Source organism: Streptomyces caniscabiei (assembly GCF_014930365.1).
Classification (GTDB): Bacteria; Actinomycetota; Actinomycetes; order Streptomycetales; family Streptomycetaceae; genus Streptomyces; species Streptomyces caniscabiei.
In genome coordinates this window covers 352,263-376,752 of sequence record NZ_JABXWI010000001.1, presented here as the reverse complement: position 1 = coordinate 376,752, position 24,490 = coordinate 352,263, and the positions used below count along the sequence as shown (strand labels likewise).

The following is a 24,490-nucleotide window of genomic DNA, read 5'->3' as shown; positions in this document are numbered from 1 at the left end:
CGTCGGGGCATGGCACGGTCTCCCTCCTCTCCCGCCTTCTGGCGCAGCCCGCTGCGCGGCCCCTGGTTCACCTCCGTCCTCGGCGTGGTGCTGCTCGTCGGTGTCACGGTGCTCTTCGTGACGGGGCTGCTGTCGTACGCCGCCTACAACCCGAACCTGTCACCGGTGAACGACAAGACCGGGGACAAGGGGATCCTCGGCTTCTACCTCTTCGCCTGGCCGACGAATCCGCACTGGCTGTACCGGCTCACCCAGGGCGTCCATGTCACGCTCGGGATCGCCCTGGTCCCCGTGGTGCTGGCCAAGCTGTGGTCGGTGGTGCCGAGGCTGTTCCAGCTGCCCCCGGCGCGCTCGCTCACCCACGCCCTGGAGCGGATCTCGCTGCTCCTGCTGGTCGGCGGAGTGCTGTTCGAGTTCGTGACGGGGCTGCTGAACATCCAGCTCGACTACGTGTTCCCCGGCTCCTTCTACCCGCTGCACTTCTACGGGGCGTGGGTGTTCTTCGCGGCGTTCGGGGTCCATGTGGTGCTGCGGGCACCGACGGCCCTGCGCAACCTGCGCCGGATGCGGGGGAGCGGAGAGGAGCGGGCCGAGGACGCGGAAGCGGACTCGCGGTCGGCGCCCGGGGGAGCCGTTCCGCCACCGGTGTCCGCGGAGGAACCCTCTCTCGTGGCGCCGGACCCCGCCGAGCCCACGGTGTCGCGGCGCGGTGCCGTGGGGCTGGTCGGGGGCGGCTCGCTGCTGCTCCTCGCCACGAGCGCGGGGCAGAACTTCGACGGGCCGTTGCGGCGTACGGCCCTGCTCGCCCCGCACGGCGGTGCCGAGCCGGGCAGCGGGCCCGGCGGCTTCCAGATCAACAAGACGGCCGCGTCCCGGGGGATCGACCCGGCCGAGACGAGCGAGGAGGCGTGGCGGCTGGTCGTCACCGGGCCGTCGGGGACCGTCCGGCTGAGCCGCGCCCAACTGCTGGAGCTGCCGCTGCACAGTGCGGCGCTGCCGATCGCGTGTGTCGAGGGCTGGTCCACCTCCGACCAGTGGTGGCGGGGCGTACGGCTGCGTGACCTCGCCGCGCTCGTCGGGTACGAGCCGGGCTCGGCGCCCGACGTCCTGGTGGAATCACTCCAGCGGCGCGGCGCCTTCCGCCGGGCCGCGCTGCGCGACAACCAGGTACGCGACGCGCGTTCCCTGCTCGCCCTGGACGTCAACGGCGAGCCCCTGACCCCCGACCACGGCCATCCGGCGCGGATCATCGTGCCCGCCGCGCCCGGTGTGCTCAACACCAAGTGGGTGGCCCGGCTGACGTTCGGAGACCTGTGATGAGAGCACCTGGGACGACAAGGCTTCGGGCGCGGGTCGGCAGTCCGTTCCCACTGCTGCTCCTGGCCTGCTCGTTCGCACTGGCCGGATACGCGGGTGTGCGGCTGCTCTCCGACGACTGGTTCGCGGTCACGCTGTGGTTCGTGGGCGCGGCGGTGGTGCACGACCTCGTGCTGCTGCCGCTGTACGCGATCGCCGACCGCGCGCTCGTCCGGGCGTCGGGCGAGGCCGGCCACCGGGAACTGGTGGCGTACGTCCGCGTGCCCGCCGTCCTGTCCGGGCTGCTGCTGTTGGTGTGGTTCCCGCTGATCAGCGGCCGGGTGGCGGACCGTTACGAATCCGCCACCGGCCTGTCCGCGGACGGCTTCGCCGCCCGCTGGTGGCTGATCACAGCCGTGCTGTTCGGCGGTTCGGCGCTGCTGCTGGCGCTGCGGGTGCGGCGGCGGGCGCGGCTGCGCAGCACGACGAAGGAGCGCCCGCCCGCCGTCCACTGATCGACCGCGCGCCAGCCGAGCCGACGGGCGTGCCGCAACAGCGCCGGCGTACCGAGCCGGGCCCAGGGGAAGGCGCCCTCGTCCGCGCCTGCGGCCTCGGCGCCGCCCACGAGGCGGACCTCGACACGCTCGTCCACGTCCACGGGGACCGTCTCGGCGATCAGGAGGCCGCCGGGACACAGCAGTTCGTTCACGCGGGACAGGAGGGCGTGGGGGTCGCCGCCGATGCCGAGGTTGCCGTCGAGAAGCAGGACGCTGTTCCAGCGGCCCTCTCCGGGCAGCGGTTCGAACACGGAGCGCCGCAGCGCCTGGCCGCCGAGCCGCAGGGTGTGCGCGACGGCGGCCCGGCTGACGTCGATGCCGAGCACCGGCCGCCCCCGGGCGGCGAGTTCCGCGACCAGCCGCCCCGGCCCGCACCCCACGTCGAGGACGGCGCCCTCGCACCTCCCCAGGGCCTCCAGATCGACGGCGTCGGCACGGGCACACCAGCGCTCCACCTCCAGCGGCAGCAACCAGCCGTCGCCGCGGCGCAGATAGAGCGGCCCGCGGCCGGTGCGCAGGGCGTCGGCGTACGGATCACCGGACCAGGTTCGCCGCACGGGACCGCGCCGCGTGCCGCTCGTCGGCCGGTCTTCTGCCACGGGCCCGTTCATCGGCCGGCTTCCTGTACTGGACCGTCCACCGGCAGGCCCCTGTCCCCGTGCGTACCGTTCACCGGCGCGGTCCTCTCTCCCGTGCCGCTCATCGGCCACTGACCGCTCGCAGCCGGGCCAGTTCCGCCGCGAACCGGGTGCGGGGCGCGAGCGTGGCGACGGCCTCGGCGTCGGCGGCGGTGTCGACGTCCCTCAGACGCGGCAGGTCGCGGACCCGCAGCCCGGCGGCCACCAGCCGGGCGCGCTGGACGGCTCCGGTGACGGGCGTCGACATCGGCACCCCGCGCAGCAGTGCCGGGTCCGGCTCGGCGAGTCCCAGGGCCCAGAACCCGCCGTCCTCGGCCGGACCGAAGCACGCGTCGCACCCGGTGAAATCCACGGTCAGCAGTTCGGGGGTCACCTGCGGGGTGTCCATGCCGATGAGCAGGGCCGGCCCGTCGCATCCGGCGAAGGCGGCGGCGAGCCGCTCGTCGAGGCCGCCCGCGCACTGCGGTACGACGTCGAAGCCGGGCGGCAGCCAGGGACCGGGCCGGCCGTCCAGCACCAGGACGCGCCGGAGGGCGGGCGTCGCGGCCACCACCCGCAGCGTGTCCGCGAGGGCCGCCTCGGCGAGCGCCGCCGCCCCCGCCGGGGTGAAGGGCGGGGTGAGCCGGGTCTTCACCCGGCCCGGCCGCGGCTCCTTGGCGATGACGAGGAGCGTGGTCATCGACGTACCCCTCCCGCCGTGTCGTCCTGCCGTACGGCTGGTTCGTGCAGGACGCGGCTCATGTCCCGCACCGCCTGCCAGGTGCCCCGCCAGGTGCCGGTGACCTTGGAGGCGCCGGTGCGCGGCAGGTACGGCACGTCGTGCTCGGTGACGCGCCAGCCCGCGTCGGCCGCGCGCACCACCATCTGCAACGGATATCCGCTGCGGCGGTCGGTCAGCCCGAGGGCGAGCAGCGGCTCCCGGCGGGCGGCCCGCAGCGGGCCGAGGTCGTGCAGGCGCAGGCCGGTGCGGCGGCGCAGCATGCGGGCGAGCGCGAGATTGCCGGCCCTGGCGTGCGCGGGCCACGCGCCCCGCCCCTGTGGTCGGCGCCTGCCGAGCACCAGATCGCTGCGCCCGTCCGCCAATTCGCCGACGAAGGGGACGAGGAGCGAGGGATCGAGTGAGGCGTCGCAGTCGCAGAAGCACACGATGTCGGCGGTGGCGGCGGTCAGTCCCGCGTGGCAGGCGGCGCCGAAGCCGCGTCGCGCTTCGTGGATCACGGTCGCGCCCAGTGCGCGGGCGATGTCGGCCGAGCCGTCGGTGGAGCCGTTGTCCACGACCAGGGCGCGCCAGTCCGCCGGGATACGGGCGAGTACCCAGGGCAGGGCGTCGGCCTCGTTCAGGCAGGGGAGCACGACGTCGACGTGGGGGCGGGGACGCACCGCATCGCCGTCCGATGGTGGAGGAGAGGTCGTCACGGCTTTCACCCTACGAGGACGAAGTTCGCAAATCGGTCGGAGTGTCCTTACGGAACGCGGACGTCAGGAGCCGGGGATGTCCGCCGGGCCGCGCGCGGGCCCGGCTTGGTGCGACGCTGGGCCGCATGGAACAGCAGCCACACGAGCCGGGGCGACGGACGGCGGCGCGCGTCCTGGTGGTCGACGACGACCCCACGGTCGCCGAGGTCGTCGCCGGATACCTCGACCGCGCCGGACACGCCGTCGACCGTGCGGGGGACGGACCGACCGCACTGGCCCGCGCCGCCGAGCACTGGCCGGACCTGGTCGTGCTGGACCTGATGCTGCCCGGCATGGACGGTCTGGAGGTGTGCCGCCGCCTGCGGGCACAGGCCCCGGTCCCGGTCGTCATGCTCACCGCGCGCGGTGACGAGGACGACCGCATCCTCGGCCTGGAAGTGGGCGCCGACGACTACGTGACCAAGCCCTTCAGCCCCCGCGAACTGGTCCTGCGCGTCGAGTCCGTACTACGCCGCGCCCGGCCCGCGTCCGGAGCGGCCCCTCTGGGCCCGCTGCGTTCGGCGGGCCTCACTGTGGACCCGGCCGCCCGCCGCGCCACCAAGGACGGAGTCGAACTCGCCCTGACCCTGCGCGAGTTCGACCTGCTCGCCTTCTTCCTGCGCAACCCCGGCCGTGCCCACAGCCGCGAGGACCTGATGCGTGAGGTGTGGGGCTGGGACTTCGGCGACCTGTCCACGGTCACCGTCCACGTCCGCCGACTGCGCGGCAAGGTCGAGGACGACCCGGCGAGCCCGCGGCTGATCCAGACGGTCTGGGGAGTCGGCTACCGCTTCGACGCCGCGGCCATCTCGACCGACGGTGCTCCCGCCGGACCACTGGCAGCCGGCACCCCTACCCGACCCCCGGTCGTCGTGGACGAACCGCCCGCCCCCCACCGGAACGGGGAGGCGTGAACATGCGTGACACCCTGCTCATCGCCCTGTTCGCGTTCCTCGGCGCCGTCGCGGCCGGACTGCTGGGCGCGGTCGCACTGTGGCTGCTGCGACGCCGCTCGCTCGTCGCGTCACTCACCGTGGTGGCCGCCGTCGCGGTGACCGCGATGCTCGCCGGCACCCTGGCCGTGGCGTGGGCGATGTTCCTCTCCTCGCACGACCTGTGGGTCGTCACCACGGTCGTGGCGATGGCGGCGGTCGTCTCGCTGGCCACCGCGCTGCTGCTCGGCCGCTGGGTCGTCGCCCGCAGCCGCGCCCTCCAGCTCGCCGCCCGCTCCTTCGGCGACGGCGGCTCGTTCACCGCGCCCGCCGGCCCTGCCACCGCGGAACTCGCCTCCCTGAGCGCCGAGTTGGCGGCGACGAGCGCGAAGCTCACCGAGTCCCGACAGCGGGAGCGCGCCCTGGAATCCTCGCGGCGCGAACTCGTCGCCTGGATCTCCCACGACCTGCGCACCCCGCTCGCCGGACTGCGCGCGATGGCCGAGGCCCTGGAGGACGGCGTCGCCGCCGACCCCGCCCGCTATCTCACCCAGATCCGCACCGAGGTCGAACGCCTCAACGGCATGGTCGGCGACCTCTTCGAACTCTCCCGCATCCACGCCGGAGCCCTCGCCCTCACCCCGGCCCGGGTGTCCGTCTACGACCTGGTCGGCGACGCCCTCGCCGGTGTGTACCCACTGGCGGACGAGCACGGGGTCCGGCTGGTCGGCGACCATGTCGAGCCCCTGCCCGTGGAGGTGGACGGCCGGGAGATGAGCCGGGTGCTCGGCAACCTCCTGGTCAACGCGATCCGCCGGACCCCCGCCGACGGCACCGTCATGGTGGCCGCCGAACGCTCCCCCGACGGCGTGCTGCTCTCCGTGTCGGACGGTTGCGGTGGCATCCCCGAGGAAGATCTGCCCCGCGTCTTCGACACCGGCTGGCGCGGCACCCACGCCCGTACGCCCCCGGCGGGCGCCGGACTCGGCCTCGCCATCGTCCGAGGCATCGTCGAGGCCCACCAGGGTCGTACCACGGTCCGCAACATCCCGGGCGGCTGCCGGTTCGAGGTGGTGCTGCCCGCGGCCGCTTCCTGAACACGGACAGCACCACCGGTACCCGAGGGCGCGCGGACGCGCTGTCGCGCCGGCCCACGCGCCCCAACACCCCGGCCTACGCGTCCCGCATTCCGGCCTGCGCGAACTCCCGCATGCCCTCCGTGAACCCGACCTCCGGTTTCCACCCCAGCTCCGAGCGCAACCGCGACGAGTCCGCCGTGATGTGCCGTACGTCCCCGAGCCGGTACTCCCCGGTCACGACGGGCTCCGGACCGCCGCAGGCGTCGGCCAGCGCCGCCGCCATCTCCCCGACGGTGCGCGGCTCACCGCTGCCGGTGTTGTACGCCGTGAGCGTCCCGGCCCGCACATCGGCCTCCAGAGCCATGACGTTGGCACCGGCCACGTCCCGTACGTGCACGAAGTCCCGCCGCTGCCGACCGTCCTCGAACACTCGGGGCGCCCGGCCGTCCGCCAGGGCCGAGCGGAAGAAGGAGGCCACCCCGGCGTAGGGGGTGTCGCGGGGCATCCGGGGCCCGTAGACGTTGTGGTAGCGCAACGACACCGCCGACCCGCCCGTCGTACGCGCCCACGCCGCAGCGAGGTGCTCCTGGGTGAGCTTGGTCGTGGCGTACACATTGCGCGGGTCGACCGGTGCGTCCTCCCGCACCAGCCCCGGCGCCAACGCGTCCCCGCACACCGGGCACAGCGGTTCGAAGCGGGACGCGGCGAGATCGTCGAGCGCGCGGGGCCCGGGCCGCACCACGCCGTGCCGTCGGCACTCGTACCGACCCTCCCCGTACACGACCATCGACCCCGCCAGCACCAGCCGCCGCACCCCCGCGTCGGCCATGGCGGCCAGCAGCACAGCCGTACCGAGGTCGTTGCGGGAGACGTATTCCGGCGCGTCCGCGAAGCCGGTCCCCAGTCCCACCATCGCGGCCTGATGGCACACGGCGTCCACCCCGTCCAACGCCCGGTCGACCGCCCGCCGGTCCCGTACGTCCGAGCCCGCGTCCACGGCCACATCGAACACGACGGGCTCGTGCCCGCCCTCCGCCAGCACATCCACGACATGGGACCCGATGAATCCGGCACCGCCGGTGACCAGTACACGCATAGGGCCACGCTAGGGCGCACCGGCCGGACCTCCCGCGCCCACGCCCGGCACGTCACGCTTCCGTAAGAGTGTGCGAGGCCGAGCCGGACGTAAGGATTTCGTCATCGGCCGTCCCCACCCGAAGGGCTGTCCCCTGCGTTGAATGGACGGGGACGACAGGGCTCACGGAGCGGGAAGAGGGACGACATGGGGCGCGGGCGGTTGGGGCCTTTGGCCGTAGGGGTGTTGGTGGCTGTGGTCGCGGGGGTGGGCGTCGGCCTGTACTGGTTCCAGCCGTGGAAGCTCTGGCAGGACGAGACGGTGACGGAGTCCCTGCCCGCCGTCGCGGAGCCCACCGGAACCCCGGCTGCGACCCCTGACACGCAGTCGTCACCCTCCCCGTCGGCACCGGTCTCCGCACCCGTGACGCTGGCGAGTGGCGATCTGATCAGCCACGAGCACACGACCTCGGGCAGTGTGAAGCTCGTACGGCTGGCCGACGGCGCGCACGTGGTACGGCTGGAGGACCTCGACACCAGCAACGGCCCCGATCTGCGCGTGTGGCTGACCGACGCACCGGTGAAGGAGGGGCGGGCCGGCTGGCACGTCTTCGACGATGGCGCACACGTCAGCCTCGGCAAGCTCAAGGGCAACAAGGGCAGCCAGAACTACGCCGTGCCCGAGAACGTCGACCTGTCCCGCTACAGCAGTGTCAGCATCTGGTGCGACCGCTTCGACGTCTCCTTCGGCGCCGCCGAACTGGCCGACGCCTGACGGTTCCCACTCATCGCACGACGTGGACCCGCCGACTTGAGCATGGCCTCGGGTGGGGACGGTTCCCTGGCCGTCCCAGCGATGAAAATCGTCCGTCGGCCCGCACCGAGAGAAGACGAACGTCCGCCGCCCTGGGCAGACTTCTGACCGAATGAACAACGCCACCGACCCGGCGTCCCGCCGGCTCTTCCCAGTACGCCGCCTCGGCCAGCCCCTCGGCCCCAACCACCTGTCCGCGCTCCTGAACCAGGCCGGAATCCCGATCGCCGCCGCCCTCCGCCGGCAACTCCCCGAACTGTCCGCATCCGTCGTCGCGGACACTCTCGGCCACCAGGACACTCACGGAAGGTCACCAGCAGGCCGGGCACTCCGGGGAACCGGTGCGACAGCCGATCAGGGGAGCCCACCAGGACCGAGGCCGTACTCAGGCGTGGCGATCGACCGTGGTGATGAGTTTTCGCGCCCGCCCCCGTCATATCTGCGTCGGGACACGATGAGACGGAAGGATGACGTGATGGATGCGGACACGCGGCTGGAGGAGACGGGCGTGAGCGGTCTGGGCGAGGTCGACGAGCCGGCGTTCTCGGGACTTGCGGAGCGACACCGGCGGGAGCTGCACGTGCACTGCTACCGGATGCTCGGGTCGTTCGAGGACGCCGAGGACACCGTGCAGGAGACGTTCATGCGTGCCTGGCGGCGGCGGGAGACCTTCGAGGGACGGTCGACGTTCCGGGCCTGGTTGTACCGGATCGCCACCAACGTCTGCCTGGATCTGCTCGCCAAGCGCCGCCCGGAGCCCGCAACCGGCGGAGAGGTGCTGTGGCTGCAGCCCTACCCGGACCGGCTGCTCGACGAGTTGCCCGCGGGCGACGCGGACGAGCCGGAGGCCGTCGCCGTCGCGCGGGAGACGATCGAGCTGGCCTACCTGGTCGCGGTCCAGCACCTCGCGCCGCGCCCGCGGGCCGTGTTGATCCTGCGGGATGTGCTCGACTGGCCGGCGAAGGACGTTGCCGAGACCCTGGGGGACTCGGTCAACTCCGTGAACAGCGCCCTGCAGCGGGCCCGCGCCGGCATGCGGGAGCACCTGCCCGCCGAGCGGCAGGACTGGACCGGCGGCGAGGAGGATGCCGGGACGCGTGAGCTGGTGCGCCGCTACACCGAGGCCAGCGTGGCTACGGACGTCAAGGCGCTCGCCTCGATGCTGCGCGACGACGTCCGTTTCTCGATGCCGCCCACGCCGGGGCTGTACGTCGGCCGCGACACGGTGGTGAACTACATGGTCGACAGCGGCTTCGAGGGCATGAAGGGCCTGCGCGCCGTCCAGACCACCGTGAACCGGCAGCCCGCCCTCGCCTTCTACCTCTGGCAGCAGCAGGAGGGCGCGTACCTGCCGCTGACGATCGACGTCCTGCGCATCACCGGCGGGGCGATCACCGAGATCGTCACGTTCCACGACGACCGGTTCCCACGGCTCGGGCTGCCGGAGCACCTGCCGGCCGACGGCACGGAGTAGTCCTCGATTGCTTTCACCGAGGTTCCCCGCTGTTCCCCGCTGGATCTGGTGCGTCGAGCGGCATGCCGAAGACTTCTGATTTCCAGCGGGCCCCGGGGTGCGTCTGCCGAACAGCGCAACCTCTCCCCGCGCGGGCGCGGGTTCCCCTGCCCGGAGCGGGTCGGACATTAGCTTGTGGGTCGGGGGGCGGCCGCGTCCCGTGGCTGGCTGCACTCGGGACAGGCCGCGGCGTCGTCGGTCATGCCGCGCACCTTAATGGAGCGACCGCTTCGTCCCGAAGCAACTCGGGTGGGCGCTCGGCCTTGGGCTGGTGCACCCCTCACCTGCGCTGATGGTCCGCTGACGTCCGAGCTTGTCCGCCGTTGTTCGTCGGCGTCGTCACGCGGTTAGACACTCAGGGTTCCGGAGGGCGCGATACAGTGCGCGCCGTGGACATACCCGGCTGGTTCGTCTGGCTCGCTCTCGGCCTGGCCGTCTTGCAAGCCCTCGGCCTCGTTCCCGTCCTCCGCCGACTCCGCGGGTCCGACTCGGCGGTGCGCTTCGAAGCTTGCCTCGACCTGCTGGACGTCGTCGCCTCCCTGCTGCTTTTCGGCGGCTTTGTGCTGAGTCTCGCAGTCGCGGAATCCTGGTTCTGGCTCACCTGCGCCGGCTTCGTGCTCATGGCTGCCGTGTACGCCGTGAAGGGTGTCCGCTGGGTCCGCACTCGCCAGCGTCACACGGCCTGACCCAAACGACAGGCGCTGACCGCTCGGCGCACTGCTTCTTCTTGCCCTGGGTCTTGCGGGGATCTTGGTGAGCTGCGTCTTTGCTGGTCAGGGGCGGTGGTATCGGGCGCCTGGTGGTCGTCGTTGGTCGTCATGGGTCACTGTTGAGCGGCCTCGGACGGCCTAGGGACGGCCCAGACTTCCGCTCATCGGCCCGCCTGAGAGGCGGTGCCGTTGGTTGCTGTGGCTCTCTTGTGCGACCGCATTGCGGTTCGCAGAGCTTCGAGTTCGGTTCGGGGAAACGGCCGGCCCCATTGGGACTCGTAGGCTTCTACGCCCTGCTCGTAGTCGATCAGGTCGAAGGCACGGACGGCGGACCGTGCGAGTGCCGTGACGGTGTGGCGGCCTGACCAGAGAACTACCCCTGAGCTGTCCGGAGCTTGGGCGTCGTCGGCCCTGACCAGGCGGGCATCAACGTCGGATCCATCTCTGTGGAAGAATCACCGGTACACCTGTGGCTCTCCTTCGAACTCGGCGCGTGTGTCCTCGTCACCGAGGACGAGCCGGGCAACGGCGTATAGGAACTCCTCGGGCGCGTCAGTGATGTAGGAAGCAAGGGCCTCTGCCTCCCCAAGCTCATCAGCAACTTTGACGCTCGCCCAGCCGTGACTGCCCAACGTCCATGTGATCGCTAGAGACGACATCTCCCCTCCTCCCAGGTGACTCTATGGACTCAGATGCCCTGCAGCCGAGTCATCAGCTTGGGAAGCGACGGCGCTTGGGTGGCCCGTATGGCTCTGACGTGCGCAGATGCTTGTTGCTGAGGTGGTCGTGCGGGTCACATCGCACCGCTGGTGACCGAGGCTTTCCGCTCTTACGGGCACACTGTGGGCACGGGCACCGCGAGCGGTCGGGCGATGCGGGCGGGTGACGCTTGCGCCGACCGAACCGCGGCGTCTCGCAGGATGATCTGGAGTGTCCGTTGCCACTGCACATACCTGGATTCGACATGCGGACGTGGACCTACGAATGTTGGTAACGTATTTTTCTATGTACATCACCAACATGTAAGCGGAAGGTGCCGGATGTCAGTGACCCAGATCGACATCGACGACGACGCCCTGGAGCGCGCCATGGCCCTGTCAAAGGTCAGGACCAAGAAAGAGGCGGTCAATCTCGCTCTGCGCTTCTACGCCGAGCAGCAGGAGCGTGCGGCGCGCATCAGTCGCCACTTCGAGCGTGCGCGTGAGTGGGGTGCCGTGGAGGACGCCGAGCGCCTGCACGAGGCGGAGAAGCGCAGCCGGTGATCTACTTGCTCGACACGTCCGGCCTGGTGCGGCTGCTCCGTGATCCCAAACTGCAATCGGCCTGGTACGACGCAATCGATGCCGGGGCCATCGCATCCTGCTACGTGCAACGCGCCGAGTTTCTTCACAGCGCACGGAACGGTCGCGAGTACGACGAGATCATGGAGATGTTCACCGACCTCTACCCAGATGTGTCGGTGCCGAAGATCGCGGGGCGCTGGATCGGTGCGGTGCAGCACCGCATGGCCAGGGCCGGGGAACATCGCAGCGCCTCAGCGGTCGACCTCGTCATCGCTGCCACCGCGGCTCACCATGGCCTGACTGTCCTCCACGACGATGCCGACTACCGTGCCGTCGCCCGGCACGCATCCGACCTGACCGAGCACAACGTCCACGACATCGCCTGAAAGATTTCCGCCGAGCCTGCGCCAGGCGAGGGCGGCGGCCCACGTCGTCATACCGGAGATGGCGGAGTATCACCTCGGTGCCGCCGGGTCCGTCCGTGTCCACTGCGGCGCACTCGTTGAAGTCCTGTCTTCTCGGCAGGAGTTGGGCAACCAATAGTGCTGCGGCGCCCGCAAACGCCATCCGTCTCGGTTGGCGGTCGCGTCGCAGCGCCGATCCCGGTTCGGGTGCGAGCCGTCCGGCGGCACCCGCTTCCCGAAGCTCTCGGAGCCCGGTTCCAGGACTGCCGGGCCGGCCGTGTCCCAGGCTGTGGTGAGACGTCGCCACGCCCGTCGCTCCCTACCGCTCTCGACGGGGCGGGTGTGTGCCGTCCCGCTACACGTCACCGCCGCCGATGGCTGCCGCACGTTCCTGGGCCGGGACGTGGGCGCGCCGGAGCGGTGCTCCGGCCTGATGGAGACTGGCGAGGGCCAGGCGGTAGGAGGTGAGCAGCCCGGTCTCCACGTAGTCCAGACCCAGTTCCTGGCAGTGGCGCCGCACGACGGTCCGGGCCTTGCGCAGGTTGGGGCTGGGCATGCTGGGGAACAGGTGGTGCTCGATCTGATGGTTCAGCCCGCCCAGTGCGATGTCGGTGAACAGGCCGCCGCGCACGTTGCGTGAGGTGAGCACTTGGCGGCGCAGGAAGTCCGGGCGGTCCTCGCCTGTCAGGATCGGCATGCCCTTGTGGTTGGGCGCGAAGAGGGAGCCCAAGTAGATGCCGAACAGGCCCTGGTGGACGGCGAGGAAGGCGATCGCCATGCCGGGCGGCATCAGCCACAGCAGGACGGTCAGGTAGAGCGCGAAGTGCGTGAACAGCAGGGTGCCGTCGAGAGTTCGGTGTTTGAGCGAGCGGTTGGCCAGCGCCTTCACGCTCGACACGTGCAGGTTGAACCCCTCCAGGGTGAGGAGCGGAAAGAACAGGAACGCCTGCCAGCGGCCGATCAGACGGGGTAGCCCCTTGGCGGCCCGGGCCTGATCCTGGGACCAGACCAGCAGGTCGGGGTCGAGGTCGGGGTCGAGTTCCTCGTGGTTGGGGTTGGCGTGATGGCGGGTGTGCTTGTCCTGCCACCAGCCGTAGCCCATCCCGACGCCGGCGCCGGCGATCCGCCCTGATGCTTCGCTGGCCCGGCGTCGGCGGAACACCTGACGGTGGGCCGCGTCATGGGCGAGTAGGGCAACCTGGCCGAAGACCACGGCCAGAAAGGCGGCGACCGCCAGGGTCCACCAACTGTCGCCGACGAGTGCGACGGCGCCCCACCCACCGACGTAGAGCGCGGCCACCCCCGCGATCCGCAGTGCGTAATAGCCGGGACGGCGCCCCATCAGGCCGGCATCAGCGATCTTTCGCGACAATCGGGCGAAGTCGCTGCCCGATGTCTTCGGGAGAAGGAGGGGGCGAACCGTCGTATTGCTGCTCATGATGAGACTCTCTCCGAAGGAGGCAGTGGCTCGGCGCCGCCTGGGGAGCCGCTGAGACCGGGCCGCAGCTGGGTATGCGCTTCCTCCGCAGCGGGAAGCGCATCGCGCGACCGCGGAGCGAGGACGATGTTTGCTTCGTCAGTCGGCGGCCGTGCAAACCTCCTGTCTGGCTGCGAGTGCCCTGCCGGGCAGGTCTTACACCGTGACGGGGCAGGGCTTCTGCAGCGAGAGATGTGGGCGCCTTCATGGCACGACGCCGGCCGGTGATGTGCGTCCGGCTGAGCGCTGAGGGGCGCTCAGCGCGGTGACCGTACGGGTCCGTACGGGTCCGTACGGGTCCGTGCGGCTCCGTACGGGTCCGTGCGGCTCCGTACGAGTCGTGTCCCAGCCGGGTGGAGCGGGGTGAGCTGGGCCCACCGCGGCTGACGCCATTCGTGATCGAGGCACCCGTCACCTCGGCGCCGACGGCCCTGGACGCCTGGGCGGCCAGGCCGCGGTTTCTGTGACGAGGACGGCGACGGTGACCGAGCCCGTGGTGCCGGCGGTGCTGGTGATGACTGCGTCGGCTACGGCGTCCCGGACGGCGCGGGCGACCACCAATGGATGGTGTCCGGGGGCGACCGCGAGGTGGATCTCGACGTGCCGACCGGGTGGATCGTCATGGTCCTCCACCTTGACCGGGCGGCTACCCGGCACGGCGGTGAGGCGGGCGACGCCCGGAACGCCCGTCACGACGTCCGCGAGCTCCCCGACGGGCCCCTGCATGGATCCTGTTCCGGTCACCGGGGGTGAGCTTCGTGCGGCTGCGGCTGCGGCTGCGGCTGCGGCTTTCGGCGCCGGCCTCATGGGCTCCGCTGTGGTCCGCGACTTCTCGACTGTCTCCGGACCCTCAAGGAGATCCGTCACCCGCAGGTCGGCTGTCACGGTGACCAGGCCGAGCCGTTCAGAGGCCCAGTTGAGCAGTGCGCTCCTCAACTGGTCGGCGGTGTGAGGCAGTGGCTCCCCGAGTGATGCCGCGAAGGTGGCTTCGATCCTGAGCGGGCCGGGCGGAAGCGCGCTGGCCGGCGGACGGACAGCCGGCTCGGACGCGGGCTCGTGCGGTGCCGACCCGATGCGCAGGGTCTCCAGCCGGACACCGGGAATTTCGTCGGCCGCGCGCCCGAGGTCCCGGACGGCCGCTTGCTCGGTGATCCATGTCCCGTCGTCGGGCCCGCCGAGCGGGAGCAGTCTGCCCAGGGCGAGCTGATGCCGTACTGCCTGCGTCCACGCCTCGACTGCCACCGTCCCCTCACCCTCCTCCGCGGCTCAAATTAGGTCTAAATACACTAGAATGACTTTAATCGTACCGGTGAGTGCTGTGTGCGCCTCAGAGGGAGGAATCCCGATGACCGAGAACACCGGCGTAAGGCAGGGCCATGCGCCCGGTTCGCGCGGCCGGACGGCCATCGCCGACGTGGTGGTGGAGAAGATCGCCGGAATGGCGGCACGGGACGTGCCCGGCGTCCACGCCCTGGGCAGCGGATTCGCGCGCTCGATGGGATCCATGCGGGAGCGCATGCCTGGCTCCGACAGCGGCAAATCCGTCACGCGCGGGGTCAGTGTCGAGGTCGGAGAGCTGCAAGCGGCCATCGATCTGGAGGTCGTCGTCGACTACGGCGTCTCGATCACGGACGTGGCCGGTGCGGTGCGGGAGAACGTGATCTCCGCGGTGGAGCGGATGGCGGGTCGGGAGGTCGTGGAAGTCAACCTCATGGTCAGCGACGTGAAGCTGCCGGACGAGGAGGACGAAGAGGAAGAGCGGCAGCGGATCCGGTAGCCGGGGCGGAGCAGCCCGCTTGAGCGAGGGAGCACGTGATGAGCAGGGCCGTGGTGGGCTTGATGGCCGGAATGGCGCTGGGTTTCGCCGCGTATTTCGGCGACTTCTGGGCTTTCGTGCTGGTGCTGGGGCTGGGTGTCCTCGGTCTCGTGGTCGGGCGGTTCATGGAAGGTGATCTCGAACCGGGCGACTTCGTCCGCCGCCGGGACCGGCAGGAGCGGATCCGCGACGACCGGCGACGCACTCGGGGAGACTGGCGGCAGTGACCGGTGAAGCAGATCGGCGTCCGGGCGTCCCCCGCGGGGAGCGCGGCGCGATCACCGTCGCCGACCGGGTCGTCGCGAAGATCGCTTCCCGGGCGGCGCGCGAGGCGCTGACCCGGTTCACCGAGTCGACCGGCCACGTACCACCCGGCCGCCGGCCGCCCCACGTGAATACATCCGTGCGGCGGGCACCGGAGCGGAACACCGAGGGACGAGACGCCGAACCCGCCGCCGTACGGCAGGCGGTGCTCGGCGAGGCGCGGGTGCGCATCACCGTCGACCTCGGCTATCCGTCCGACATCGGGGCGCAGTGCGCCGCGGTGCGCCGGGAGGTCACCGAACGGCTCAGCACATGGGCCGGCATGGAGGTGTCCGACCTCGTGGTGTCGGTCGAGAGGCTGCACTCGGTGCACACGCGGCACACGGACCAGAAGAGGGTGAGATGAGCGCGCACACCTGGCGGCGGCCGACCGGCGACAGCGCCCCTTCCTCCGACCCCGGCCCGGCGGTGCCGTCCGCCGATAACCCTCCGGGGCCGGGCGCGGATGCGACGGAGGCGGGAGACGGATCACGCCGGTCGGCGCGCCGTTTCTGGTCGGCACGGCGGATTCCCGCGGCCCTGGTGGCGCTGCTGTCCGCCGCGGCCACCGGACTGCTCCTGTACGACGTGGTCTCGGTGCGGGCGGGCCGAAGTGCGATGCGCTGGCGGCGGCGGCTCGCCGAGGAGCTGGCCACACGGCCGCTGGACGACACCTGGATGATCGTCGGGGCCGCTGTCGCGATGGCCCTTGGCCTGTGGCTCTTCCTGCTGGCGGTGACGCCGGGTCTGCGCAGGCTGCTGCCCATGCGGAAGCCCACCGGTGCCCCCGGGACAGAGGAGGTCCGCGCCGGGCTCGACCGCCGTGCGGCAGCCCTGGTTCTGCGCGACCGGGCCATGCAGGTCCCCGGTGTCCAGTCGGCACGGGTCGCTGTCGGCCGCCGCAAGGTCAAAGCCCTGGCACGGGCACATTTCCGCGATCTTGAGGAGGTCCGCACCGACCTGGACGCCACGCTGGGGGAAACCGTGACGTCCTTGCGTCTCGCCCGGCGACCCACGCTGACCGTGCGCGTCCGGCGCCCCAAGAAGGACTGAGGCGATCTTGATGCTCAAGACAGTGAACCGGGTACTGCTGGGGCTGCTCGGCCTCGGACTGTTCGCCCTGGGCGGCGGCGTACTGCTGGGTGGCCTGGATCTGCAGCGTCGCTGGCATTTCGACGTGCCGGGCTGGTGGCCCTTCCGCGGGCCGGGCGATGTGGTGCTGGGCGCCGAGGGGCGCACCCGGTGGCGGGAGGAAGGCTGGTGGTGGCCGACCGTCATCGCGGTGCTCGCCGTGCTGCTGGTCCTGCTGCTGTGGTGGCTCCTCGCGCAACGCAGACACCGCCTGGGCCAGGTCCTCGTCGACATCGAAGACGGCCCGGCGGCCCGGCTCGACGGCCGCACGCTGGAGCACGTCATCGAGGAAGAGGCGCAAGCCCTGGACGGGGTCTCACGGGCTCATGTACGGCTGGCGGGCCGACGTACCGCTCCCACCGCACGCGTACGGCTGCTGCTGGAACCTCACGCCGATCCAGCGCGGACTCTGGGGCGACTGAGCCGGGAAACGCTCGCACACGCACGAGACTCGGCCGGCCTGGACCGCCTCCCGTCGAAGGTACGGCTCCGGGAAGCCCGCCACCGCGCCCGACGCGCTGTCTGAGATCCCCTGGGCCGATGCCCCGCGGGGGTACCGGCTGCGAGGCGTCCGGGGCTTTTGACCCGACGTCCTGGCAATGCGGAAGCCACCGTCGCCCGGCACAGGCTCGCATCGCCGACCGGCCCGACGAGCCGATGACGCCCCGGGCAGCATGTCGCCGCCAGATTCCGTTCACCACAAGGGGCTTGGGGCGACGATATCGGCGGAACGAACAGATCACGCCGTGCTACGGCGTGGCCGCGTCGGCCGTGCGCCAACGACCCCGGCGTATACACACCGGGGTCGCCCTTCCGGGCCGGTCGCACGTGAGAGTGTGCCGACCCGCTTCCATGCTATGCCTGGTGCACATTTCGGGCATCCGGGGTTTCGTGGTTCCCGTGCCCCAGTGAACACATCGCGGCCTTCCCCACGGCCGCTCCTGGACGACCGTGCGGATTCCTGCTTCCGACGTCCGGTCACGGCTTCGCGATCACCGAGACCGTGCCTCACCCACAAGGGCGACCAGGGCCTCGCCTGCCACCTTCAGCAGCGTCTGCTAGCCGACATCACGCCTCGCTCGGGGCGACGTTGTCGCACGCAGTCCGGCCCCAGCGCCCCACCGACGCCGAGGCAGATCACGTCCGTCGAGCGACCGCTGCCTCCGCTGCGTGGGGGCACCCGCCGTGGGGGCTGGGGCCGGGGCTGTGTGCCGTGGTCCGTCGGAGGATGCGACTTTCTCCGTCCATTCGCACCCGCTCTCCCGGCATGCGGAACAACCAATGACCGAGTCGCAGGATCCAGCCGGATCGAACCCGCCCTTCCGAAATTCATTATGGTTCCGGCCTGCGGCTTCCGCTTTATATGGATTGTGTGGCGTCACGCCCTTAGCTTTATGTGATATTCCGATTCGGGTGTGACTGTGTCCGTCGAAGGCACTCGAATGCGTCGCGCTTTGGCGCTCTCCATGGTTCCTCGCCCGTTAATCTGAAGCAACTCTCTTTCTCGGGTGCCGTCGGCCGGCCGTGAAACCTGCGGCGCTTGCCGGAGGAGAGTGGTTCCGCGCGGAAACTCGACAAGGACAGCAAAACATTCACTCTACCTCCCTAGAGGAGTAATCCCCTCGATGACGCAGAACATCTCTGGTGCGTATCGGCGGCGCGCAATGCCCGCCTGGATCGCGTCGGTCGTCACGGTGTTGATCGCTGCTACCGCAGTGGTAATGGTGCCGACGCATGCAAATGCCATCACAACCCCCGTTCCCCTTGGTGCTGCTGAGAGCTTCGCGGTGTTGGGCGGCGAGGCGGTCACCAATACCGGTTCTTCCCTGCTCAGCGGCGACGTTGGGGTGTCACCAGGGACTTCGATCACCGGGTTCTGTAACCCGCCACCGCCTGGGATCCCCGCGTCTCCGCCGTGTGCCAATGTGATCAACGGAACCGTTCACGTGGCAGACGGGCCGGCCAACTCCGCCCATGCCGCGCTGCAGAACGCGTACGGCGTCGCCGCAGCCCGGGGCCCCGTCGATGGCACCCTCAACTCGGAGCTCAGTGGCGCGGGTGGCCCGACGGGGCTGGGTCCGGGCCTGTACAACTTCGTTCCTGGTGTGGTCACGAACTCCGGTGTTCTCACGCTGAACGGCGGCCCCGACGCTGTCTGGGTGTTCCAGGTCCCCTCCGGACTGACGCTGGCATCCGGCAGCCGAATGGAATTCACCGGCGGCGCCAACGCATGCAATGTCTTCTGGCAGATCGGAAGTTCCGCCAGCTTCGGCAGCGACTCCTTCTCCGTGGGCACCTTCATGGCCCACACCTCGATCACCATGGAGAACAGGGCCGTGGTCGAGGGTCGGGTACTGGCCGGCGCTGTGGCTGAGTCCGGGATCGTGTCGATGATCACCAACACGATCACCCGGCCGACCTGCGGGACCGGCACCACCACCACCGGCACGACGACCGGCACGACGACCGGCACGACGACCGGCACGACGACCGGCACGACGACCGGCACGACGACCGGCACGACGACCGGCACCACCACCGGCATCACCGGTGGGGGCCTCGTCAACGGTGGCCTCGTCAGCGGTGGCCTCTTGGGAGGGCCCATCCTCTCGCCCGGTGCAACCTCGGGCAACGTCGCAGGCACCACGTCCGGGAACACTGAGGGCAACACCGCCGGGAACTCCGCGGGCAACACGTCCGGGAACACCGCCGGGAACACCGCTGGGAACTCCACTTCCGGGAGCACCGTGGGCAACACGGCCGGGAACACCTCCGGCGGTAACGGCGGCGGGCACGACGACGCGCCGGGTCGGCCCCACGACGACGGCAACCCCGGAGGACCGGGCCACGACGGCAACCCCGGAGGACCGGGCCACGACGGCAACCCCGGAGGACCGGGCCACGACGGCAAGCCCGGCCACGGGCAGCACGTCCACCACGGCAAGCCCGACCATGCCAAGCCCGACGAGAACTACGGCTACGACGAGGTGCCCAAGGGCTACGAGAGCTAGGCATCGCACTGCGGTCAGTCCCTTCACCGAATGACGGCGCACGGCGGAATTCATATCGAGTCCGCCGCGCGCCGTCGGTGGCAGTCAGCGAAAAGCCGGGGCGCGAGCAGCTGATAGAGAAAGTCAGAAAGAAAGACAGGTAGGCGGTGTCGAGCGGAATCGACTCAGTGGACGTGGAGGAAATCCAGCAGTCCGACTCCGGTCCGGCCAGGCAGGAATGTCCTGACGCCACGGCCGCACCGCGCAAGTCGCGGAGGGGTGCCCGGGCGCTGGTGAAATCCGGACTGCGCGCCGCCGTGGTCCTGTGCTTGGCGACGAGCGTCGTCCACGTGATTTTCGTGTTCCTTCACGTGGCACCGGCCAATACCGTCTCCAAGCGATACGGCCCGCTGATCCACGCATGGGTGTACCCCTTCTTCGAACAGAACTGGCGGCTCTTCGCTCCGGACCCCGAATCCAGCAACCGGCGGATTCTGGCGAGAACCGCGCACACCGGCTCCGACGGATCGGTTCAGGTGAGTCCCTGGTTCGACCTGACCGCCGTGGACAGTTCCGCGGTCGAACATCAGCCGTTCCCGAGCCACACGGCTCAGAACATGCTGCGCCGCGCCTGGACCGGCTACGTGGACACACACGGAGGAGACGACAGGGCACACACGGACCGCGCCCTGATGATGCGGAAGTACCTGACCAACATCGCCGCCGACCGCGTCGCCGCCCACAACAGCACCACCTTCGACTTCATTCAGCTCCGCGTGCTCACCCTGCCCATCGGCGCGCCCGGCCCCGCCGCCGGCAAGCGCCCGCCGACACCGGTCGAGAACCGGCTCCTGCCCTGGTGGAAGGTGCCCCGCCATGGAAACTGAGGCGCAGAGGACCGCGTCCGCCGACGCCGCCCGGTGGATCGCCGCCCGGATCAACGCGGCAGGGGGCCTGCTGACCGGCCGCCCGGTGTCCCTGTACGCCGCGTCGGTGCTGCGCATCGGCTACGGGCTGCTCTACCTGCTCCTTCTGCTACGCGAGTTCCCGCACCGTGCCGAGATCTGGGGCCCCGGCTCCGCGTGGACGCCCGCCTTGGCGCGCCAACTCTTCGAGCAGACGGGCTGGTTCAGCATCCTGACCCTGTCCGACAGCCGTACCTACTTCGAGCTCTGCTATGTGCTGGCCCTCGTCACGGCCACACTGTTCATGCTGGGCTGGCGGACCCGCGTCCTGTCCGTCCTCTTCGCCGTCGTGGTGACCTCGTTCCATGCCAGGGCGATCTTCATGACGGACGGGGGCGACAACCTGGTCCTGCTGATGTCTCTCTACCTCGTCCTCACTGCCTGCGGCCGGCGCTGGTCCCTGGACGCACGCAGAAACAGGCTGAAGACGGTTCGTGCGGGCAACACGCCGGAACGGTCGAGGAGCCCCTTCGCGAGGCAACCCCGCGATGCCCGCACCACCTTGGTCACGGTGGTGCACAACTGCGGCATGTTCGTCATCGCGGCACAGGTCTGCTTCCTCTACGGATCAGCCGGTCTGTACAAGGTCCAGGGACCTTCCTGGAGCGGTGGCACCGCACTCCACTACGTCCTGAACCTCGAACTCTTCCGGCCCTGGCCCGCGCTCTCCCACTTCGTGGACGAGCGCACGCTCGTGGTCGCGATCGGCGGCTACCTGACCGTGCTCCTGCAGGTGGCCTTCCCGTTCGTGCTCTTCGGCAGGCTCAAGTACCCCGTTCTCGCCATGCTGTTGGGCATGCACATCGGCATCGCGGTGCTCATGGGGCTGCCTCTCTTCTCCGGCGCGATGATCGTCGCGGACGCCGTGTTCCTTCCCGACCGCTTCTACACCTTCCTGCCCCGCCTCTGCCGACACGTGATCCGGCGGACGGACAGCCGGCGTCCGGCCCCCGGACGAGCGGCAGGATCCGGAGCCGTGCCTGCGCAAGGTGGGCCCGGCGGCGCGATCGGCTCGAAGCGTCGAGTCGTCCTCCCCACGAGACGGAACGACGCCACGCTCGTGCCCGAGCCCTTGTCCCCCGAGGCCCCACCGAAGAACGGCTGACTCAGTCACCGTTCTGGCACGCGGCGAGTGATCGCAGAGCACGGCAGAAGGCCCGGGCCTACGACCTGGGCCTTCGCGATGGAACGGGTGACGAGAATCTCGGAATCAAGCGGAGGATGAAACCGGGGCCGGCCCGGCGGCTGGGACGTGAGAGCAGGACCTCCAGGTGCGCTGCGTGCGGCGGGGACCTTCCCGCGTGGGCCTTCGCTCACGCGCATCCGGAGAAAACGTCCAGTAGAAGCTGCCGGCGGGTGTCAGGCGAGCGCCGATGACCGGGTCTTGCCGACGTGTGTAGGCAGGACAAGGCCACCTTGCCGGTCATGGCGCCGCAGCCCTGTGGTCCGGACGCGGCCATGTCGTCGCCCCCGGTCGTGGGGGCGGGCTCCCCCCGGATGGTGCCGCATCTGAGTGAGTCAAAGGCTGGTGTCGATCAGGATCTGCTCGGCCTGCTTGGGGTTGCCGGATCGGACCGCTTCGGTCATCGCGGCCCGGGCCGCCTCGGGGGGCGTGTCCGGTGGGACCACGAGCAGGGAGAAGTGGTCCTGGTCCCCTCGGGTCACGAGCGCCGTGTTGTCGCCCACGGAGAAGACGTCGATGTGCACCACACGGTCGTCGACGGTCATCCGTGTCGGTATCTCGTCCCAGGCCGCGGAGTCCAGGCCGACCCGTGTGATCGGCCCGAGGCGCTCGGTCAGTGCGCTGACCAGGCCGGGCAGTTCGGCGGCGAGATTCCTGGAACGGGGCCACCACGCACCGTCGAGGATGCTCCGGCGTTCGTGAGTGGTGGTGAGCCGCAGGAGTGCTGTTCCGGGACGCATGGATTCGTGCACACCGTCCGCCAGAACTCCTGCCGGAGGCGCAGAGTCGGGATCGGGCATCGTGCTCACCTGCCTGTTCGGGGCCCTCCTCGCGTCCACGCTACTCCTGCCGGGTCAGGCGCGGTCGCTGAGCGCGGCGGCAATGATCGGCTCGGCTGCCTCCTCGGTGGTGCCGGGCGGCACGACCAGCAGGTCCCAGCGGCCGTGGCCGGGGGCGAGCAGGACAACGGTGTCCGGGGCGGGCGCCGCGACCGTCTTCCGTAGCCGTACGACCTGGTTGGCGACAAGCATCCGGCCAGGAGCCGCGGACCAGGCCGCTCCGTTCACCGTGACTCCGGAGATGTGCCCCCAGGCGCGCGGCAGTGCGGCGAGCAGTTGCGGAAGCTCTGCCAGGAGGTCGTAGGAATGTGGCCACCACACTCCGTCGAGGCGACGTGACAGCGCGCTGTGGGGCGCGAGGCGCAGGCGGAGGAGAGGGCGGGTGGGCGGTGAGGGCGGTGAGGGTGGCGCTGTGGTGATCACGGTGTTTCCTTCGACGGGTTGTGGAGCGGTTGGTTCGGGTCAGGTGCGACGGGCGGCGAGCCGGTCCGACGTGGGCCGGCGCACGTCGTGCACCCAGCCCAGGCGTTCGAGGAGACGGTTGGCGGCGGCCGAGGGGTCGATCTGGCCCCGGTCGACGCCGTGCCGGGCACGGCATGACGGGGTTCCTCGGCCTCGGTGAAGGGGATTCCTCCCACCAGGCCGGGACGAGAAGCCGGGGGAGGCGCGGCCGGTGCTCGGCTGCCGTGGTGACGTGGAGGGGCGGGTGTCAGGTGAGGCCACGCTCTCCTGCGTCGCTGGTGGGTGGGGTGGCGTTCCGGCTGCATCTGCGTGCCGGTCGCCTGCGGATACGCGGTGCCACGACATCTGTGTCGCGGGCGGGCGGCAAAGGCTGCGATGACGCGGAACCTGTCCGGGCGACGAACCGTCCGGTGTCGTGGTGCGCCGCGGGTGAAAGCCGGTCCGTCACCGGTGTGCGTCGTGCCCTCCTGTCCCTTCAGCGTACCTGGCGGAAGTGAAAAGGGGGTCACGGACCGTAACAGTTGCGGGAGGGAGAGAGCGTGAGGCCGAGGGGCGTCTCAGCGCTCCGCCCTCGTCTTCCCAGTGCTCCGTCCGCCCCGGCTCGCGGTCGGCCTCGTCCTCGGCGTGGAGTCGCCGCTCGGCTGCCAGGAGCTCGCTCGCGGTGAGGTGGAGCGCGGGGTCGGCCGCCGCGGCCATGAGCCGCGCGGCCGTGGCGGTATCGGTCCGGGGCGGGACGACGAGCAGGTCCCAGCGTCCGACGCCGTACGAGAAGAGCCGGATCATGTGCGGGTCGAAACCGGCCGCGAACCACGCGGCCTTCACCGTGTGCCCGGTCACCGGCAGGTCGCAGGGCGCAGCCGGCCAGGTGTGGCGGTGGGACGCCATGCGCGACACGCGTCCTCGCGTTGCGTCGAACGCCGCGGTGAGCGCGGGCAGTTCGGTCATCAGGTCGTCGGTACGGGGCCACCAGGCGCCGCACACCGGACCGGGCGGGAAGGTCGGTGGGCGCAGGGCGAGCCGGGCAGGGAGCGGTGAGGTGCGTTGCGGGCGGGCCGGGGCGCGGTCGTCGGCCCTGGGCGGGGGGCCTGGGCCGGTGGGCGGGTTCATGGTCACGGTTCCTGTCCTCGGGCGGCCGTCGTACGACGGCCGGTGGTGCGGTGGGGCCGGGGGTCAGCCCGGCTCGTCGGTGTGGGCGCGCCGTGCCTGGGTGTGGCTGGTGGTCAGCCAGGGCGACTCGGCGGAGGGCGCATCGGCGACGTGCCCGGTGTCGACGGTGAGATGGAGCAGGGTGTCGCGCCCCTCGGGGCCCGCGGGGTAGCTGCGTGGCTCGTCGCAGCGGAAGTGCCGGCGCAGCAGCTGCGCCACCCGTTGGGCGATGTCGGGGCCGGCGGCGATGATGCGGACCTCCGCGAGTCCGCCTACGGGGGGATCGCCGTCTCCGCCCACGGGGGTGTCACTGTGCGCGGTCTCGTACGCCGGCGGATCTCCCCCCGTGCCGTGTGTGCTGCCGGTGCCGGTGCCGGTGCCGGTGCCGTGGCTGTGGCGGGGCGATGCGTGCATGGATGTGAC

27 protein-coding genes and 2 pseudogenes are annotated in these 24,490 nt (G+C 70.7%); 16 read left to right on the top strand and 13 right to left on the bottom strand.

Annotated elements, in window-relative coordinates:
• Nucleotides 1-9 precede the first annotated feature (9 nt).
• Entirely contained in the window at nt 10-1,317 is a 1,308-nt protein-coding gene (locus HW837_RS01990; protein WP_045558780.1) for a molybdopterin-dependent oxidoreductase, read from the top strand.
• Nucleotides 1,318-1,648: 331 nt separating this feature from the next.
• On the opposite strand, the gene HW837_RS49895 is transcribed toward HW837_RS01990, so the two are convergent.
• From HW837_RS49895 to HW837_RS01970, 3 genes are all read right to left on the bottom strand, one after another.
• The gene (locus tag HW837_RS49895) at nt 1,649-2,464 is read right to left on the bottom strand and encodes a class I SAM-dependent methyltransferase (RefSeq protein WP_193379451.1); all 816 of its coding nucleotides are present in this window, start codon (nt 2,462-2,464) and stop codon (nt 1,649-1,651) included.
• Between the two features lie 88 nt (nt 2,465-2,552).
• Nucleotides 2,553-3,170 (bottom strand): TIGR04282 family arsenosugar biosynthesis glycosyltransferase, encoded by a 618-nt coding sequence (locus HW837_RS01975; protein WP_045558781.1) that lies wholly within the window; start codon nt 3,168-3,170, stop codon nt 2,553-2,555.
• Complete coding sequence (locus tag HW837_RS01970; RefSeq protein ID WP_390623553.1) at nt 3,167-3,916, bottom strand: glycosyltransferase family 2 protein; 750 nt, start codon at nt 3,914-3,916, stop codon at nt 3,167-3,169. The genes HW837_RS01975 and HW837_RS01970 overlap by 4 nt, the downstream gene beginning before the upstream one ends.
• Nucleotides 3,917-4,032: 116 nt before the next feature.
• Here HW837_RS01970 and HW837_RS01965 point away from each other — a divergent pair, with 116 nt between their 5' ends.
• Entirely contained in the window at nt 4,033-4,860 is an 828-nt protein-coding gene (locus HW837_RS01965) for a response regulator transcription factor (RefSeq protein WP_237269822.1), read from the top strand.
• Nucleotides 4,861-4,862: 2 nt separating this feature from the next.
• On the top strand, nt 4,863-5,975 hold the full coding sequence (locus tag HW837_RS01960) for a sensor histidine kinase (RefSeq protein ID WP_045558783.1): 1,113 nt from the start codon (nt 4,863-4,865) through the stop codon (nt 5,973-5,975).
• 76 nt (nt 5,976-6,051) lie between these two features.
• On the opposite strand, the gene HW837_RS01955 is transcribed toward HW837_RS01960, so the two are convergent.
• Nucleotides 6,052-7,053: an NAD-dependent epimerase/dehydratase family protein gene (locus HW837_RS01955; RefSeq protein WP_193379453.1), complete on the bottom strand. Its 1,002-nt coding sequence runs from the start codon at nt 7,051-7,053 to the stop codon at nt 6,052-6,054.
• Nucleotides 7,054-7,239: 186 nt separating this feature from the next.
• On the opposite strand from HW837_RS01955, the gene HW837_RS01950 reads away from it, so the two are divergent.
• The 3 genes from HW837_RS01950 to HW837_RS01940 all read left to right on the top strand — a co-directional run bounded on the left by HW837_RS01950 (nt 7,240) and on the right by HW837_RS01940 (nt 10,044).
• Nucleotides 7,240-7,806: a DM13 domain-containing protein gene (locus HW837_RS01950; protein ID WP_193379454.1), complete on the top strand. Its 567-nt coding sequence runs from the start codon at nt 7,240-7,242 to the stop codon at nt 7,804-7,806.
• 514 nt (nt 7,807-8,320) lie between these two features.
• Complete coding sequence (locus tag HW837_RS01945; RefSeq protein WP_045558787.1) at nt 8,321-9,319, top strand: RNA polymerase subunit sigma-70; 999 nt, start codon at nt 8,321-8,323, stop codon at nt 9,317-9,319.
• A gap of 428 nt (nt 9,320-9,747) precedes the next feature.
• Nucleotides 9,748-10,044: a hypothetical protein gene (locus HW837_RS01940; protein WP_193379455.1), complete on the top strand. Its 297-nt coding sequence runs from the start codon at nt 9,748-9,750 to the stop codon at nt 10,042-10,044.
• A gap of 479 nt (nt 10,045-10,523) precedes the next feature.
• Here HW837_RS01940 and HW837_RS48345 read toward each other — a convergent pair whose 3' ends face one another.
• A complete protein-coding gene (locus HW837_RS48345; RefSeq protein ID WP_237269818.1) occupies nt 10,524-10,727 on the bottom strand; it encodes a hypothetical protein in 204 nt (67 codons plus the stop codon).
• A gap of 381 nt (nt 10,728-11,108) precedes the next feature.
• Between HW837_RS48345 and HW837_RS01930 the strand changes: the two genes are divergently transcribed.
• Together HW837_RS01930 and HW837_RS01925 are read left to right on the top strand one after the other, a co-directional pair.
• Nucleotides 11,109-11,330: a type II toxin-antitoxin system VapB family antitoxin gene (locus HW837_RS01930; protein WP_177262056.1), complete on the top strand. Its 222-nt coding sequence runs from the start codon at nt 11,109-11,111 to the stop codon at nt 11,328-11,330.
• Nucleotides 11,327-11,737 carry a PIN domain-containing protein gene (locus HW837_RS01925; RefSeq protein ID WP_045558788.1) on the top strand — a complete coding sequence of 137 codons (411 nt, stop codon included), beginning with the start codon at nt 11,327-11,329 and terminating at the stop codon, nt 11,735-11,737. The genes HW837_RS01930 and HW837_RS01925 overlap by 4 nt, the downstream gene beginning before the upstream one ends.
• Before the next feature lie 196 nt (nt 11,738-11,933).
• Here HW837_RS01925 and HW837_RS50235 read toward each other — a convergent pair.
• The 3 genes and pseudogenes from HW837_RS50235 to HW837_RS01915 form a co-directional block, all read right to left on the bottom strand.
• Nucleotides 11,934-12,026: pseudogene (locus tag HW837_RS50235) on the bottom strand (phosphorothioated DNA-binding restriction endonuclease); the annotation flags it as partial.
• An 84-nt stretch (nt 12,027-12,110) separates the two neighbouring features.
• Entirely contained in the window at nt 12,111-13,193 is a 1,083-nt protein-coding gene (locus tag HW837_RS01920; RefSeq protein ID WP_193379456.1) for a fatty acid desaturase family protein, read from the bottom strand.
• A gap of 450 nt (nt 13,194-13,643) precedes the next feature.
• Nucleotides 13,644-14,474 (bottom strand): hypothetical protein, encoded by an 831-nt coding sequence (locus tag HW837_RS01915; RefSeq protein ID WP_193379457.1) that lies wholly within the window; start codon nt 14,472-14,474, stop codon nt 13,644-13,646.
• 103 nt (nt 14,475-14,577) lie between these two features.
• On the opposite strand from HW837_RS01915, the gene HW837_RS01910 reads away from it, so the two are divergent.
• The 8 genes from HW837_RS01910 (at nt 14,578) to HW837_RS01875 (ending at nt 21,542) form a co-directional block, all read left to right on the top strand.
• Nucleotides 14,578-15,009, top strand: coding sequence for an Asp23/Gls24 family envelope stress response protein (locus HW837_RS01910; protein ID WP_193379458.1), 432 nt, complete (start codon nt 14,578-14,580; stop codon nt 15,007-15,009).
• A gap of 38 nt (nt 15,010-15,047) precedes the next feature.
• The gene (locus HW837_RS01905) at nt 15,048-15,275 is read left to right on the top strand and encodes a hypothetical protein (protein ID WP_045558792.1); all 228 of its coding nucleotides are present in this window, start codon (nt 15,048-15,050) and stop codon (nt 15,273-15,275) included.
• Complete coding sequence (locus HW837_RS01900) at nt 15,272-15,718, top strand: Asp23/Gls24 family envelope stress response protein (protein WP_045558793.1); 447 nt, start codon at nt 15,272-15,274, stop codon at nt 15,716-15,718. The genes HW837_RS01905 and HW837_RS01900 overlap by 4 nt, the downstream gene beginning before the upstream one ends.
• Nucleotides 15,715-16,404: a DUF6286 domain-containing protein gene (locus tag HW837_RS01895; RefSeq protein ID WP_093791332.1), complete on the top strand. Its 690-nt coding sequence runs from the start codon at nt 15,715-15,717 to the stop codon at nt 16,402-16,404. The genes HW837_RS01900 and HW837_RS01895 overlap by 4 nt, the downstream gene beginning before the upstream one ends.
• Nucleotides 16,405-16,414: 10 nt before the next feature.
• Nucleotides 16,415-17,008 (top strand): alkaline shock response membrane anchor protein AmaP, encoded by a 594-nt coding sequence (amaP, locus tag HW837_RS01890; RefSeq protein ID WP_193379459.1) that lies wholly within the window; start codon nt 16,415-16,417, stop codon nt 17,006-17,008.
• Between the two features lie 1,099 nt (nt 17,009-18,107).
• Complete coding sequence (locus tag HW837_RS01885) at nt 18,108-19,493, top strand: ice-binding family protein (RefSeq protein ID WP_193379460.1); 1,386 nt, start codon at nt 18,108-18,110, stop codon at nt 19,491-19,493.
• Between the two features lie 173 nt (nt 19,494-19,666).
• Entirely contained in the window at nt 19,667-20,359 is a 693-nt protein-coding gene (locus tag HW837_RS01880) for a DUF5819 family protein (protein WP_237314176.1), read from the top strand.
• Nucleotides 20,349-21,542: an HTTM domain-containing protein gene (locus HW837_RS01875; RefSeq protein WP_193379461.1), complete on the top strand. Its 1,194-nt coding sequence runs from the start codon at nt 20,349-20,351 to the stop codon at nt 21,540-21,542. The genes HW837_RS01880 and HW837_RS01875 overlap by 11 nt, the downstream gene beginning before the upstream one ends.
• A 413-nt stretch (nt 21,543-21,955) precedes the next feature.
• Here the strand turns inward: HW837_RS01875 and HW837_RS01870 are convergent, their stop codons facing one another.
• The 5 genes and pseudogenes from HW837_RS01870 to HW837_RS49890 all read right to left on the bottom strand — a co-directional run bounded on the left by HW837_RS01870 (nt 21,956) and on the right by HW837_RS49890 (nt 24,481).
• Entirely contained in the window at nt 21,956-22,420 is a 465-nt protein-coding gene (locus HW837_RS01870) for a DUF5994 family protein (protein WP_045558798.1), read from the bottom strand.
• Nucleotides 22,421-22,474: 54 nt separating this feature from the next.
• Nucleotides 22,475-22,882, bottom strand: a complete 408-nt coding sequence (locus HW837_RS01865) for a DUF5994 family protein (RefSeq protein WP_371271706.1) — start codon at nt 22,880-22,882, stop codon at nt 22,475-22,477.
• Nucleotides 22,883-22,921: 39 nt separating this feature from the next.
• Nucleotides 22,922-23,062, bottom strand: a pseudogene (locus HW837_RS48335) (acyl-CoA desaturase); the annotation flags it as partial.
• A 303-nt stretch (nt 23,063-23,365) separates the two neighbouring features.
• Nucleotides 23,366-24,028, bottom strand: a complete 663-nt coding sequence (locus tag HW837_RS01860) for a DUF5994 family protein (RefSeq protein ID WP_143110764.1) — start codon at nt 24,026-24,028, stop codon at nt 23,366-23,368.
• A 63-nt stretch (nt 24,029-24,091) separates the two neighbouring features.
• A complete protein-coding gene (locus HW837_RS49890; RefSeq protein WP_319678000.1) occupies nt 24,092-24,481 on the bottom strand; it encodes a hypothetical protein in 390 nt (129 codons plus the stop codon).
• Nucleotides 24,482-24,490: the final 9 nt, after the last annotated feature.

Coding starts and splice junctions, on each gene's coding strand:
- HW837_RS48345 (WP_237269818.1), bottom strand. CDS start 10,727: ATGTCGTCTCTAGCGATCACATGGACGTTGGGCAGTCACGGCTGGGCG.
- HW837_RS01945 (WP_045558787.1), top strand. CDS start 8,321: ATGGATGCGGACACGCGGCTGGAGGAGACGGGCGTGAGCGGTCTGGGC.
- HW837_RS01975 (WP_045558781.1), bottom strand. CDS start 3,170: ATGACCACGCTCCTCGTCATCGCCAAGGAGCCGCGGCCGGGCCGGGTG.
- HW837_RS01960 (WP_045558783.1), top strand. CDS start 4,863: ATGCGTGACACCCTGCTCATCGCCCTGTTCGCGTTCCTCGGCGCCGTC.
- HW837_RS01910 (WP_193379458.1), top strand. CDS start 14,578: ATGACCGAGAACACCGGCGTAAGGCAGGGCCATGCGCCCGGTTCGCGC.
- HW837_RS01930 (WP_177262056.1), top strand. CDS start 11,109: ATGTCAGTGACCCAGATCGACATCGACGACGACGCCCTGGAGCGCGCC.
- HW837_RS01860 (WP_143110764.1), bottom strand. CDS start 24,028: ATGAACCCGCCCACCGGCCCAGGCCCCCCGCCCAGGGCCGACGACCGC.
- HW837_RS01905 (WP_045558792.1), top strand. CDS start 15,048: ATGAGCAGGGCCGTGGTGGGCTTGATGGCCGGAATGGCGCTGGGTTTC.
- HW837_RS01950 (WP_193379454.1), top strand. CDS start 7,240: ATGGGGCGCGGGCGGTTGGGGCCTTTGGCCGTAGGGGTGTTGGTGGCT.
- HW837_RS01895 (WP_093791332.1), top strand. CDS start 15,715: ATGAGCGCGCACACCTGGCGGCGGCCGACCGGCGACAGCGCCCCTTCC.
- HW837_RS01920 (WP_193379456.1), bottom strand. CDS start 13,193: ATGAGCAGCAATACGACGGTTCGCCCCCTCCTTCTCCCGAAGACATCG.
- HW837_RS01885 (WP_193379460.1), top strand. CDS start 18,108: ATGACGCAGAACATCTCTGGTGCGTATCGGCGGCGCGCAATGCCCGCC.
- HW837_RS01875 (WP_193379461.1), top strand. CDS start 20,349: ATGGAAACTGAGGCGCAGAGGACCGCGTCCGCCGACGCCGCCCGGTGG.
- HW837_RS49890 (WP_319678000.1), bottom strand. CDS start 24,481: ATGCACGCATCGCCCCGCCACAGCCACGGCACCGGCACCGGCACCGGC.
- HW837_RS01870 (WP_045558798.1), bottom strand. CDS start 22,420: ATGCCCGATCCCGACTCTGCGCCTCCGGCAGGAGTTCTGGCGGACGGT.
- HW837_RS49895 (WP_193379451.1), bottom strand. CDS start 2,464: ATGAACGGGCCCGTGGCAGAAGACCGGCCGACGAGCGGCACGCGGCGC.
- HW837_RS01990 (WP_045558780.1), top strand. CDS start 10: ATGGCACGGTCTCCCTCCTCTCCCGCCTTCTGGCGCAGCCCGCTGCGC.
- amaP (WP_193379459.1), top strand. CDS start 16,415: ATGCTCAAGACAGTGAACCGGGTACTGCTGGGGCTGCTCGGCCTCGGA.
- HW837_RS01965 (WP_237269822.1), top strand. CDS start 4,033: ATGGAACAGCAGCCACACGAGCCGGGGCGACGGACGGCGGCGCGCGTC.
- HW837_RS01955 (WP_193379453.1), bottom strand. CDS start 7,053: ATGCGTGTACTGGTCACCGGCGGTGCCGGATTCATCGGGTCCCATGTC.